We start from the raw sequence: 13,231 nt of genomic DNA on the forward strand, positions 1-13,231 counted from the left end.
CGCCAAGCCGAGGACCTTTAAGGAAAGCGCAGAGGAAGAGGGGTAAGTTGGGATTGAAGATATGTGACTAGGCGGCGGCAGTTACGGCGAATGCGCTCACGAGCAAGGTGGCAACCAAGCTGCACAATCAACCCTGGGCCAGAGCCCATCTGCGCCAAGCGAGAGCGTCAAGCGCCTGCCCTGCCGTACCTCACCGATATCGATCCCGACCAAGCACTGCCCGTTGCTACCGACCCGGCCCCAGGATGCATCAAGTGTGTGCTACCGAACTGATCCGCTCGATTATCAGCAGGAAGAGTCGCGCCACTCGCCCTTCGAACGGCATCAATATTTTTTAGAGCCGATGATCTTCGCATGATTTCCATAACTGAGCGCCCAGGCAGCAAGAGCCGTTCGGTTGTTGATATTTATCTTTCGATAGATGTTATGCAGATGCATTTTCACAGTTCCTTCGGTGACACCGATCTGTGATCCGATCTCTTTATTAGACAGCCCCTCCGCAACGAGGTGAATAATTTCACACTCGCGCGGCGTCAGTGTGCTGATGGTCTGTTCGTTTCTCTCAAACTGCTCTTCCAAAAGCCCGATCTCAGAATTTACGATATCTGTTGGAAACCAGCGATTGCCCATCGCAGTTTCACGCATGGATTTAAGCAGCGTATCCGCTGCTGCATCCTTGAGCATTAACCCATAAGCTCCACGCGCGATGGCTTCCGCAATCTGGCTGTCATTAACGGATGCGGTAAGAAAAATGATACGAGTAGGAATCTCATCGCCAAGAGCTACAAGAACTTCAACTCCGCTGAGACCCGGCATTGCGAAGTCTAAAATAGCCAATTCGGGTCTTAGATCTTGGATAGCTTGAAGCGCCGTTATGCCATCAAGGCATTCGGCAGCAATCTCAAACATCGGATCTGTTTGAATCAACGTTCTAAGCCCCCCCAGGAAAACGGGGTGATCATCAGCTAACACAACCCGAAGAGGCCGGAAGGCGGTTTTCACAGCGGGATCTCAATGGTTATCTCAATACCCGAGGGAGAGACTTCGAGGGTAAGGGAGCCGCCTAATTCCTCGGAACGGGTGCGGAGTGAAAGGGGGCCGATTCTGTGGGCTGCCAGTTCATCATCCGAGTATCGACCGCTGAGGCCCGGAAACCCGCATCCGTTGTCTCTGATCCTGAGATTAAGGCTGCCCGACTCAGCCCGAACGGCAATATCAATATGGGATGCCTTGCCGTGCCGGACAGCATTGGAGAGCGCCTCGGCTAACAGATAGCATACGTTGCGCGCTATATGTTCTGCAGTTTGTAAACCGGGAGGGTCAACCGTCACATCCACATCGCAATCCCATTGCTCGCTAAGATCGCTGAGCAGACTTCTGATCTGGCTGCCAAGATCTGCCGGCCTTGAGGGGGTATTCGCGCCCGACCGTGTCATCTCGATGAAGGCTCGAATCCGCTGTTGCTCGGCAGTGAGAATCTGTCGAGTGCGAGCTAGGTGCTCCTTGCTCTGCTCACTAGCCTTGTTCATGCTGATCATCAGATGAATGTCAGCAGCAGCCAGCCCTTGCAGAACACCGTCGTGCAAATCTCGCGCCAAGCGAGCTCTCTCGTTGAGAGCAACAGTCATTTCACGCTCACTACGTAAGAGATGGTGCTCGAGATCGACGCCAAGCCGTGTTGCAATCAGCTCAGCGAGCAAAAGGTCGTCCGGAGAACTCTCATCAAGCGGATCGAGTAAGAAAATTCGGCCGCTACAAACCGGGAGCTGAAATGGAGCAGACAGGGCTCTCTGAATCGAGAAAGTCTGCCGAAGATCCTCATTGATCAATTCTTCCGCGCTCACCCGTTGTACGCGAGGGGTGTATAAGAAGCTTTTGCGCGCCATACCTTCGGCAACGATCGTACCGAACCGATCGGAGCGCTCGCGACTGTACTGAATGCCTTGTTTTGACCAGTACACAACGTCGCGGAATGGCTCATCAGGCTGCTCCCAAATGATTAGCATTCGTGGGGCACAAAGAATGTCGGCCGCATGTTCGAGCGCAGATATGATTGGAACGGGAACATCTTGCCTGTGCTCAGGCCCCGGCCATGCGACGAGTTGGGCCAAGCGAAGACGGCTGCGCTCCTGCAATGCGCCCACATAACCCAGCATAATGCCTGCGACCAGCAGATTGGCCGGCCGGAGGATAGCCTGGCTTAGGCTGAGTTCGTTGTCTCTTTCCGTGAAACCCTGGCGTTCAATTCCCATGACAAGGAAAAAGATCAACACGAGCAACCCCGTCGTAAAGATTGCACCGCGCCAGTCCCATCGAAGCGTGGCTGACGCAATAAGAAAAGTAAAGTACAGCAGAAACGGGCTGGCTAGCCCGTGATTGAAATACATCAGAAGGCAAATGCAGACAACATCGATGGTATGGGCAAGGATCTGTTCTCGATTGGCTGGAGGTCCTTGCATAACTATATAAAAGCTGACAAACGCAAATACCAAATAGGCAATAGCAATAATATAATTTGGCGCTGCACTTCGGGTAATCTGAGGGAAATCTAACGTGATCGCAGCGAGCGCAAAGATCGCCATCAGCAGCCGCGCAAGAACGATGACACGGATCGGCGGCACCGTTAAAAGGCGCCGAAGAAGAGAGTCCTCAGGCTTGGCCATAACATTCATGGTCCAGCACAACACGATGAAGATATTGTCGATGCTATGAAAGATTGCCCATGATAATTAGCGCGAGGGGCGTAGTCCTATCGACCTGAGGTGTTATTCTTAGATCATGGGGAGTAAATATGCCCTATCCCAAGTATGTCCTGGAACCGAATGGATAACTCCATTGGACCATCGATTGGAAATCGCTGAGCATTGAGCGTCAAAGGGTATTCGGTAGAACTGCTACGGCAATCGCGGTGGGATCCTGAAACCTAAGCGCCGGGATCGACCCTGGAGTTTCAGCAATCTTCAGGGTGGGATGGCTTGGTCCTCATCCAGATCTCATAGGTGACAGCTCGTGCCTCCTCCTGGAGCCTGGCCAGTCGAAAGAATAACTCATCGACAGGCACAACGGAGAGAGGTTGACTTCTAACCTCGTCCAACTGGGCGCCAGTAAGACGGCGTAGCTCTCCAAGAATTTTTGGCCCCACTCCGGGCCTCTTCAACCATTCCTTATCAGGAATACTTTTCACTTCCTGCAGGCTTGGAATGCGTCCGGCAAATTCGGCCAGCACGATGCTTCGAAGACGTGCCGGGCATCGGTCAACTGGAAAAGGGGCAGCATGCTCCATCTGATTGTCCCGTTCGACAAGAACTCATCACAAGGTCGGGTCGTACCTCAGGTCGCCGATCTTCCCGGAGTGGAAGGTTTCGTATCCCGCACATCAGGTGGGCCAAGGCTGGTTCAGTTCTAGTTCAGTTCTAGAGCCTTCGCTTTCGACGTGTCCGTTGCGACAATGACCGCAACCTGCGTACGGTTTGCTGCGCCAAGCTTCCGCATGATCTGTCGAACATGCACTTTGACCGTGGCCTCGGTCATGTGGAGCTCCCGCGCGATCAACTTGTTGGAAATTCCATGTCGCAAGAGTTCAAGCACCTCCTGCTGGCGCATCGTGAGGCCATGCGACGACCTAACTTCTGCTATCTCCGCTCTCTCGACCTGCGGCTCTGAATCATGGATTGCTATGTCCGCATGCTGCAAAAAACGCTGGAGGACGGCTGGTGGAAAAAATGAGCCGCCGCTTAAGAGAAACGTTAGGGCCTGAAGAGCGACGGTGGGCTCCAGGTTCGTTGGAATGAAGCCGTGGATCCCGATCTGAAAAGCGCGAAGCATTTCATCAGGATCCTCTCGATCAGATATCGCAACAAGAACTGCCTCTGGCTGTTGAGCCCGGATAGCATCGATTTTCTGCACGAGGCTTGGATCACATAACGTGCAGTTGCCGACGCTGAGCATGATCATCTTGCAATTTTCTACCAACCCATTCTCGCGAAAATCCGACGCCTTGAGCGTCAATCCACAGGAGCGAGCCCACGCCTCCAGAAGGCTTACCAAGCCTGCCCGCCTGAGGCTCCTCACATCGAGGATCATTGCTGTAGCATCAGTGGCGTTTTCAGGCGTCACGTTCATTTTGGTCTCTCCCAAGCCACCAAAAATGTTATCTGGCTGCCAATGCAACTTTGTTGTTTAAAACGCTGAACTTACCGCTGAAACCTAGGTTCTAGGTGCGGATCTACTACTGATAACCAAGAGTTGCGGGGCTTGGCTATTTACCCAAAGTTATACCACTTTATTAGAAGTCTAATGGTTTTATCATTCGTTCTAGTTGAATTATATCCTAATAATTAGTGTATTCAGACGAACATATCTGATGTTGATGCACGAAATGGCGGCGATCTTCTGGGTCAAGCGTATTTATATAAGGTGGACACTGATCAGGTCATGAGTTTATTTGCCTATTGGATCGCGTGACCGGCGGATAGGAACTTGTTTCCATCTGTCGGGTCCGGACACCCTTTCAATTCAACTCCTATTTCCCCAAAAGACAGCACTATTCCTACTCACGATATATTCGCACTGAGCTTTCACTCTTCTGATAGATTGCGTCGGCCCTCACGGGATTGCGATTGTTGCTCGTCGCAAAAGCCTGGGAAGTTACGCCCTGCTGTCCGTACAGACGTGGCGAACCACTGGATTATCTAGCGACATCTAGGACACCGCTTGCAGCGGAGCCTCGTCATGAGTGATACAGGCCTACATTTCGATGCAAGCCGCGTCGAGAGCGCCTACGAGAGACTCGACCAAGCCGTTATGGCGGCTCGACAGCTTGCGACGGAGTCAAATCACAAGCTCTCCAGGGAACCTGCTTCCTCGGCTGCGGATGAGCTCGCCTATCTCCTGGCTTCACAGGCAGCTGAGGCGAGTCACGATTTTTCTCTTGGTACTCTTGGCACATTCGCAGCTCAGACACCCGACCAGCACGCTGCGATAGCCAAGCCGCAGGAGGCTGCACCTTTAGTGGAATCTCGAGCCGACGGAAGCATTTCCGCGCAGATGCCTACCTATCCGTCGGTTTTGGCACCCTGGCTACAACTTATGGGACCTGCGGTCATCACCGCTCAGATTGTGGCAGTCGTAGTGCTGGTAATTGTCTGGATGCCGGGTCTCCTGTCGGAGTCCGTCGCGCAAGTGTTTGGTCGGAAAGGACGGACAGCGAGCAATCCCCTGCAAGGCAGCACGATCGTAGTCCAAGCTGATATTCCACAGACAAACTTCCCACAGAATGAAGCGGTGCCGTCCGAAGTAGCGGAGAAACCTGCCATAACGGCGATCTCTTCTGAAAGCCTTGCCCCACCAGCTCCCGTTGATGTTCAATCAGCCGAGCCCGCGACCGACGCTATCCTGAGCCTTCCGGTCGCACCTCTTCCCGCCACCGATGTCGTGTCAGTCCGGAATGAGGCTGACGGGATGATCACCGAAAGCACGCCCGAGGAGACTGGTGCTGCGTCACCGCCGTCGCCGACCGTCTCTGTGCCCGGACCCGCTGCTCCAGTGCTGAACACGACAGATCCTTCTGCGGACCCGATTCCCGCCGCTGCAGAGGGGTTGAGCCGGGAGGAAACCTCAGCCGCAACAGTCACAGAGCAACAACCCGAGCCGCTATCGCCGGACGAGGAGGTCCCTGCCGGCGAACCGAGCGAGGAAGCACAGCGCGCTGCGACGCTGCCCGACGGGCTTTCCGTGGAAGAGAAACCAGATGTCATGCCAGCGCCTGAGACGGAGCCTTCATTGTCGCTCGAGGTTCCGCACGGCGTTCCAGCGCCGCCAACCGCAGACAGTCCTGCACCAGCCCCTGTTGAGCGCCTCGTCAAGATGGCTGAGGAACTCGCTGCCGAGAACCGAGTGGCCTTGGAGCGTGAACGGGAGCGCGCTGATGCGCTCGCTCACGAACTCGCTTTGGCACGTGAAGAGCTGGGCGCGCTGCGTCTTCGTCCATCCTTTTCATGGGGAACGGCACCCCTCCTCGTAATGCCTGCACCGGAAGCCACCCAGGCGGCTGGCACGGAGATAACACCCGCAGAGCCTGCAGATCGGGCGAACGCGGAACCGATGACAGCTCCTCTCCCGGCACCATCCACCGAGAACGATCGCACCGCCTCAGTATTATCGATCCCGTCTTCGTCGCAAACCAGTTCCGCGAACGAGCAGCGCCTGGTCGACCGTGCCGAGGCGCTCCTGCAAGCTCGCGACATCAGCGGCGCCCGCCTTCTGCTGGAGCGCGCTGCAGAGCGCGGTAGTGCTCGCGGAGCTTATCTCCTCGCTCAGACCTACGATCCAAGTGTGCTTGCTCGATGGCAGGTGCGCGGCGTTCCCGGCGATCCGGAGAAGGCTCGGAAATTCTATGAGCAGAGTCGAATGCCGGCGGATCGGGAGGTGGCTGCGTCCCCCATGTTACGCTGACCGCTTTACATCAAAATCGTTGGGCCAAACGCCGCTGCCGTGCATAGCCGCCATCTGCAGAGCCTTCCTGATCTGCACGGCCGGATGCATCAGATGCTGCGGTCTCTCGTCTTGATATGAAACGTTTGCAGGCAATTCTGACGCCAAGTATCACAAGGATAATCCACGATGGTTTGACGTCGCGTCAGCCTAAATCATAAGTTTGATCACTGACTGCACACGTTCTATTCGGCCTATGGATCTGCTCTCTTTGCAACGACCTCGCACGAGCGGTTGACAATTTCGGAAGGAGAAACAGGATGGCCAAGGCAAAGATGTTTTCTAATGCTTTCGCGAAAATAACAGGATCTCTGTCATCCGCAAGCAGCAGTGCTTCGTCGTTAGCCGATGGCCCTACAGGCGATGCGGCCAAGCAACCAGCTCCAACGCCGAATGCCCTCAGCACAGATACGAACAGCAAGATGCAGACCATGATTGGTGGCGAAGCGACCGCCGTGGGGGAGAGCACCAGCGCAAGCGGAGAAGTCACCACTCGGACGTTCGACAAAGGCGCGGTCAAGATAAGCTTTGGCTCCGCCGAATTCACGGCAGCCGCGAAGACAACCGGCGGTGATCCAACATACGCAGCCGCTGACTCCTATGCGTCTGCGTCAGGCGCAGATATCTTCCTGACCCGCACGAAAGTCTCCTCATACAATGGACAAGAGGCGCTTCAGACTTATTCGGGCGAAACATCCCGAACCGTTTATCTCGCGATTGACATCGAGAAGGTGGACCTGCCGCGCGGTCCAATAACAGTCGATAAGACGATCGAGAAAGGGGATCCACCCACGGCACTCCCGAGCGATGGCAACCTGGCAATTCTCGACGTTGACGCGAAAGCCGAGGCAGAACATACCTATATCGGCACCGATGCCTCCGCTCTTTCGATGGAGGACAGCCTCTCTACGGTCAGCGCGATCGTGATCACCGAAGTGGCTTGAAGACCGATGTTGATCGATATGCGCCGCAGAGACTGACTTTAGTCCGCTCTCACTGCCACCGAAGCGGCGCCTCACCTGTCATCTATCATGACCAACTTCTCACCCGCATGACGATCGTTAGGTGGATCACCCATTGCGTCTATTTCAATGCTCCCTCGACTTCAGTACTTCTGGGGCTCGGAATCGCTCCGTCAGGAGGATAGATGATGAAGGTCAGCAGTTCATACCAATCCACGACATCCGTATCTTCCGTGACGAATTCGACGGACCCGGCGGGCGATTCCATCGTTCGTACTCAGAGTAATGACACGACGATCGGTATTCAGACCGGGTCTCTGGGTACGGACAGCGACGACGGCACGGTTGCCGTCCTGGGCGGCGAAGCAATCGCCGTTGGCGATGACACGTCGGCGATCGGGACCATCGAGGGCGAGGTCACTGATACAGGGACCGCTGTTATCGCAGAGGGATCTGCCAGTTTTACTGCCACCGGCGAGGCATCCGACGGCGAACTCGCTTATGCATCCGCCAGCACCTACGGTGAGGCATCTCCGTCAGACACGCTTGTGACCGTCACTTCGGCATCCTCCGAGACCGTCCAAACGTCCGACAAGTCCACATGGACGGAGACGTCAACGACCGACCTTCTGGTTGTTGATTTTGATCTGTCGAATGCCTCCGGCGACTCGGACGTAAGCAGCGGATCCCTTGACGGTGGCTCCGACGAGCAATCCAATGTCGTTGAGGCAGATGAACCGAGCCTGTCAGATGCTTCCACGTCGGTCGATCTGGATGGCAACCTCGCCGTTATCGAGATCGATGCAACGGCATATGGTGACGAATCCCTCGTTCTTGTTGACGCCTCCGCACTGACTATCGAGGACGAGTTGTCCGTGATCGGCGGCTACGCCTGGTTTGGCGTGGGCTGATCCAGCCCGGCCGCAAAGTCATCTAAGATGGAGAGTGAAAGACATGCAAATTGATGTCATCAGTGACATACAGACGCTCTCATCGCTCCGGGATGACTGGGACGCCGTATATGAAGCCGATCCGGAGGCACAATTCTTTCTGTCATCGGTTTGGCTCTTCAAACACCTCGAGCGCCTTGATTCTCCATGGTTCGTGCTGGCCGCGAAGCCGACGAACGACGCCATCAGCTATGTTGGCTTCTTTCCTCTCCGCCTCAGACTCAAGACGAGGGAGAATGGCGAGTTCTACAATGAAATCACAATGGCCGGGGCACCGGGAGCCGACTACACCGGCTTCATCTGTGTGCCAGGAATCGTGCACGATGTGGCGGCAGCTTTTGCGACACACATTAAGACGCTGAATTGGGCGGACCTCAATCTTACACATGTCCTCGCATCGAGCGAGCGTCTCAATTCGCTTCTGAGACATTTTCCGCGAGGTTCATTCCGGATAGGAATCACGTCACTGGTGAATACCGACGGCATTGACAACAGTGTGTGCCCGCGCGTTGAACTCCCGAAAGATTGGGAAGTCTACCTGAACAATGGATTGCGCCCGAACTTGAGGCAGAAGATCAGGCGGTTTCTGAGGCATGTGGAGACCTCGCATGAGTTCCGCATCACGAATACCACGGCAGAAACCATCGAACATGACATAGGGACTCTGCTCCGTCTTTGGGAAGCCCAATGGGGATCCCGGAAGGGCGAACGTCTGGCGAGCATCCGCAAGGTGGCCCGTGTCATGCTCATGGACTGCTTCGACAGCGGTCTGCTGTTTCTGCCAGTTCTATGGAAGGATGGCGTCCCAATCGGCGCACTCGCCAGTCTGATCGACATGAAAAACAAGTCGCTTCTGTTTTACATGGGCGGCCGCATGGAAGGACTTAACAATCCTCCGCCTGGCCTTGTCCTTCATGCGTACAGTATCCGAACGGCCATCGCCGCAGGTTTCGCAACCTATGACTTCCTGAGGGGGAACGAAGCCTACAAGTACTCCTTCGGAGCTGATGAGCGCCACATCAGGTGCATTGTCGTAAGGACGGAAAGCGGACGCAATCTTGGGAACAGATTGGACAGAAGAAGCCTGCCTCTGCTGCTCCGGCAGGCGATCGCCCTTCATCGGGCGGGACGACTTGATGAGGCCGAACGTGTTTATCGAAGGGCTTCCGACCTGCAGCCTGATTGTACGATGGCGCTCTATCATTTGGGACAGTTGATGGCAGTCAAAGGCAATCACCGCGCTGCGGAGCAACTATTTAAGGCCGTTGTCGTTGCTGAACCTGCCGCATGCAAAGCATGGTCCATGCTGGCGCGATCGCTTCTGGCGCAAGCCAAGCTTAACGAGGCGGCAGCCGCATATCAAGAGATCATAAGGCGGCAGCCGACATTCCCCCACGCATACTACAATCTTGGAGTCACTCAACTCAAGCTTGGACAGCACCGGGATGCGGTTGCATCGTTCGAGGCGGCGCTCGATCTACAGCCGGATGGTACCAACGCACGGACTGCATATGCAAAAGCTGTTGCCGTCGCAAGATCGGCAGTGCTCTCGACACGGATCTATGAGCACAATGCTCTGGAGCGCTTCTAGGATAAGCCCAATTTTTTGGGTAAAGCGCAGCCTATCGTGATCCGCGCCCGCTATGCGCCCCTGACTACAGGGTTGAACGCTCGTTCTCACATCGGAACTCGGCCCGTCGTGTTTGGCATGCCTTTAGCCGCCGCGGAACGATATTCTGAATGCTTATTCGTCTCAAGTTGAATCGCTCGTTGTGCGGCATAGAAAGATGCTCCATCGGAATAATTACAAGTATTCTGTTGTTGCTCCTATATATATCTAATGATTGATCAAACTTTAGCATCTTTGACTTTGAACTGCTTCGATTTCAAGCTTCGTTTGTCGGTGATCTTGCCGGCTTCGTAACGGGAGACAGGAAATGTCTTATGACGTAGATTTCGAATTCGAAAAGGAAATTGATATTGAGGTCGAGGCTGAGGTCGAGCTCGAGTGGGATATCGAGTTCAAGAAGGATGTTGACGTCGACATCAAGGTCGAGTCCGATGTCGATATCAAGGACAACCTGACCCAAGTGAATGTTGACGCCGAAGCTTATGGCGAGAACACCCTTGTGGAAATCGATATGGCGGTCCTCACGACAGATTATCTGTCGCATGCCTCCGTTTCGGTCATCTCTGCCGTAGACTAGTGGCTAGGTGATTGCGGCGGCGGTCGTCTGCGGGCGACCGCCGCCGGCTTTTATTCGTCTGGAGATAATCTGACTGATTGCTCCGGGTTTTGTGCTTTCACGGCATTGAAAAACACTGAGGGCTGCGAGAGCCTCGTGCGGCAGCTGCTACGGTCGCGACGCCAGATGTTTCATGTCGCATGCATTCACCCTCCCCACATTTACATCTCTGTCGGCTCGCCCGACTGCATGACGATCCCGCAAAGATGATTAGCCAACAGTATGAGCACACCCGTGCTGGGGCATCGCCTACGTCAAAGGGTGTTAGCCGTGTGCGTCGTTGTATTGGTGAGTGCAGTCTCTACTATCCCGGCAAAGCACTAACGTGATCTGCGTTGATGTAGTTAATTCATGGGGAATGTGCCATGCCGAAAATCAGGCTTACTGGATCGAGCGACTTTTCAAAAATATCGACAGCCGGCAGCTATCAGGTTTACGGCCTCGGAGGTGCCGATATCATTCAAGTGAGCATTGCACGAGGCTCAACCAGTCCTGACAGTGGTGACTACTTGGACGGCGGCGACGGCAATGACACGATCACGGCCGCGGGCACGAACGATACCCTGGCAGGAGGTGCCGGCACGGACATTCTCAGGGCTAACGATGGAAACGACGTCATCTACGGTGACGCCACGGATGCTAATGAAGATGGCGTGGTGGATTCCGCCAGCATCGACGGTCCCGTCGGAGGCGGCGACATCCTCGATGGCGGCAACGGCAACGATACGCTCCATGGCGGTGGCGGCAACGATAGCCTACTCGGAGGCTACGGGAGTGACAGTCTTCTCGGCGGCTACGGGAGCGACATGCTCATTGGTGCCGGGGATAACGACACCCTGCGAGGAGGTGCCGACAATGACACGCTCGACGGGGGACTTGGCAATGACGACCTGGACGGTGGAGATGGTGACGATCAATTGCTGGCGAGCAGCGGGGACGACATCCTTCGCGGAGACCTCGGGCAGGACACATTGTTGGCGGGAGCCGGAAACGATCAGCTTTTTGGCGGCGACGGCGACGATGAGCTTATTGGTGGCGAGAACGATGATAGGCTCGTCGGCGGAGCGGGTGCAGATCTTCTGAACGGCGGCCCCGGAAACGACCAACTTTTCGGCGACGACGGCGATGATGAGCTTGTTGGCGGCGAGGACGACGACCGGCTCGTTGGTGGGGCGGGTGCGGATGTTTTGAATGGCAGTCTCGGTTTTGATACGGCTGACTACTCAGGATCGTCGCAGGCGATTACGATCCAGCTGAGCGCCGATCCCGCAGCCCCTGGCACAGGAGACGGAGGTGAAGCTGAGGGAGACAGTCTTTCCGGAATCGAGAAAGTCATCGGCTCGTCGTCGAACGACGTTTTGCTCGGCAGCACGATCGCGGATGTGCTGGATGGGTTCGGCGGCAACGACCGGCTCGTCGGTGGCGGCGGTGCGGATTTTCTGATTGGAAACGGTGGCGTCGATACAGCCGACTATTCGGCCTCGGGGGCTGCGGTCTCCATCACCCTCAACGCTGATCCCGCCGGATTCGGAACCGGCGCTGGTGGCGATGCCGAAGGAGATAAGCTCAACACGATCGAGCGTGTCATCGGATCAGACTTCAACGATACGCTGACGGGTAGTTCGGTCAATGATGCGCTCATGGGAGGTGCCGGAGCCGATGTTCTGACGGGAGGTGACGGCGTTGATGGAGCAGAATACTCGACCTCATCATCAGGAGTTTCGGTCAACCTTCAGGCGGGGACAGGCCTCGGCGGAGATGCTGAAGGCGATCAGCTCAGCACGATCGAGAATCTGATCGGGTCGGCCTTCGACGATCTGCTGATTGGCAGCACAGCCGCGAACCGGCTGGAAGGTGGGAACGGCAATGACACCTTCCGCGGCGGCGCCGGAGCAGACGTATTGATCGGTGGTGACGGCACGGGCGACACGGCGGACTATTCGGCGTCGTCGGCCGGCATCCTGGTCACGTTGACTGCCATCGCAAATGGAGCAACAACAGGTGCCGGAGGGGACGCAGCTGGAGATGTTATCAATGGCATCGAGAACCTGATCGGTTCGGCCTTCACCGACGATCTGAGGGGCAGCAGCATCAGCAATCGCCTCATCAGCGGCAACGGCGATGACATCCTCCGAGGAGGCAGCGGGGCCGATCTGCTCATCTCGAACGGAACCGGGTCGAAGACACTGATCGGTGACGGCATCACAGATGGCGGAAGCGCCGGATTGGACACCTACAGGACTCTCGCCGGAACGTCGTTCATCACTCAGTATCAGACCGGCGAGGACATTCAGGTCGGCGGCGCGTTCACGGCAAGCCTGGCTCAGATCAATTCGGCTGGCACCCTTGCGCTCAAGCTGACGGGAGCAGGAGGAGCATACCTCACCTATGTGGTCGTGGGATCGTTGGCCAATACTCCGGCAGCGCAGGCTGCGGCATCTGCCATCCTCAACAGTGGTGATATCTCAATCGTTGATCCAACTTCGATCGCCTGACCACGAGCAGCGATGGCATGTACGGGTGGCGGAAAGCGTACTCGCACGTGCCATAACGCTGAACAGCAAGACGCTCCCTTTAACTG

At 55.7% G+C, this 13,231-nt stretch carries 9 protein-coding genes; 6 read left to right on the forward strand and 3 right to left on the reverse strand.

The annotated features are described in order from the left end of the window. Window positions 1-324 precede the first annotated feature (324 nt). From AA309_RS08755 to AA309_RS08770, 3 genes are all read right to left on the reverse strand, one after another. Window positions 325-1,002: a LuxR C-terminal-related transcriptional regulator gene (locus AA309_RS08755; RefSeq protein WP_047188617.1), complete on the reverse strand. Its 678-nt coding sequence runs from the start codon at window positions 1,000-1,002 to the stop codon at window positions 325-327. Continuing rightward, a complete protein-coding gene (locus tag AA309_RS08760; protein ID WP_047188618.1) occupies window positions 999-2,663 on the reverse strand; it encodes a sensor histidine kinase in 1,665 nt (554 codons plus the stop codon). The genes AA309_RS08755 and AA309_RS08760 overlap by 4 nt, the downstream gene beginning before the upstream one ends. A gap of 739 nt (window positions 2,664-3,402) precedes the next feature. After that, on the reverse strand, window positions 3,403-4,122 hold the full coding sequence (locus tag AA309_RS08770; RefSeq protein ID WP_047188620.1) for a response regulator transcription factor: 720 nt from the start codon (window positions 4,120-4,122) through the stop codon (window positions 3,403-3,405). Window positions 4,123-5,460: 1,338 nt separating this feature from the next. Here AA309_RS08770 and AA309_RS34145 point away from each other — a divergent pair. The 6 genes from AA309_RS34145 (at window position 5,461) to AA309_RS08800 (ending at window position 13,145) form a co-directional block, all read left to right on the forward strand. Further along, complete coding sequence (locus tag AA309_RS34145; RefSeq protein WP_150117452.1) at window positions 5,461-6,453, forward strand: hypothetical protein; 993 nt, start codon at window positions 5,461-5,463, stop codon at window positions 6,451-6,453. A 299-nt stretch (window positions 6,454-6,752) separates the two neighbouring features. Beyond that, window positions 6,753-7,436 (forward strand): hypothetical protein, encoded by a 684-nt coding sequence (locus tag AA309_RS08780; RefSeq protein ID WP_047188621.1) that lies wholly within the window; start codon window positions 6,753-6,755, stop codon window positions 7,434-7,436. A 203-nt stretch (window positions 7,437-7,639) separates the two neighbouring features. Beyond that, on the forward strand, window positions 7,640-8,365 hold the full coding sequence (locus AA309_RS08785) for a hypothetical protein (protein ID WP_047188622.1): 726 nt from the start codon (window positions 7,640-7,642) through the stop codon (window positions 8,363-8,365). After that, on the forward strand, window positions 8,352-9,995 hold the full coding sequence (locus AA309_RS08790) for a GNAT family N-acetyltransferase (protein WP_150117453.1): 1,644 nt from the start codon (window positions 8,352-8,354) through the stop codon (window positions 9,993-9,995). Before AA309_RS08785 ends, AA309_RS08790 begins: the two co-directional genes overlap by 14 nt. Before the next feature lie 346 nt (window positions 9,996-10,341). Beyond that, the gene (locus tag AA309_RS08795) at window positions 10,342-10,611 is read left to right on the forward strand and encodes a hypothetical protein (protein WP_047188623.1); all 270 of its coding nucleotides are present in this window, start codon (window positions 10,342-10,344) and stop codon (window positions 10,609-10,611) included. 404 nt (window positions 10,612-11,015) lie between these two features. Continuing rightward, window positions 11,016-13,145: a calcium-binding protein gene (locus tag AA309_RS08800; protein ID WP_150117454.1), complete on the forward strand. Its 2,130-nt coding sequence runs from the start codon at window positions 11,016-11,018 to the stop codon at window positions 13,143-13,145. Window positions 13,146-13,231 lie beyond the last annotated feature (86 nt).

Source organism: Microvirga vignae, from assembly GCF_001017175.1.
In the GTDB taxonomy this organism is placed as follows: domain Bacteria; phylum Pseudomonadota; class Alphaproteobacteria; order Rhizobiales; family Beijerinckiaceae; genus Microvirga; species Microvirga vignae.

What these genes read in the sequence shown, in the direction of transcription:
- AA309_RS08760 (WP_047188618.1), bottom strand. Translation starts at nt 2,663, where the DNA reads ATGGCCAAGCCTGAGGACTCTCTTCTTCGGCGCCTTTTAACGGTGCCG.
- AA309_RS08770 (WP_047188620.1), bottom strand. Translation starts at nt 4,122, where the DNA reads ATGAACGTGACGCCTGAAAACGCCACTGATGCTACAGCAATGATCCTC.
- AA309_RS34145 (WP_150117452.1), top strand. Translation starts at nt 5,461, where the DNA reads ATGATCACCGAAAGCACGCCCGAGGAGACTGGTGCTGCGTCACCGCCG.
- AA309_RS08780 (WP_047188621.1), top strand. Translation starts at nt 6,753, where the DNA reads ATGGCCAAGGCAAAGATGTTTTCTAATGCTTTCGCGAAAATAACAGGA.
- AA309_RS08785 (WP_047188622.1), top strand. Translation starts at nt 7,640, where the DNA reads ATGATGAAGGTCAGCAGTTCATACCAATCCACGACATCCGTATCTTCC.
- AA309_RS08795 (WP_047188623.1), top strand. Translation starts at nt 10,342, where the DNA reads ATGTCTTATGACGTAGATTTCGAATTCGAAAAGGAAATTGATATTGAG.
- AA309_RS08800 (WP_150117454.1), top strand. Translation starts at nt 11,016, where the DNA reads ATGCCGAAAATCAGGCTTACTGGATCGAGCGACTTTTCAAAAATATCG.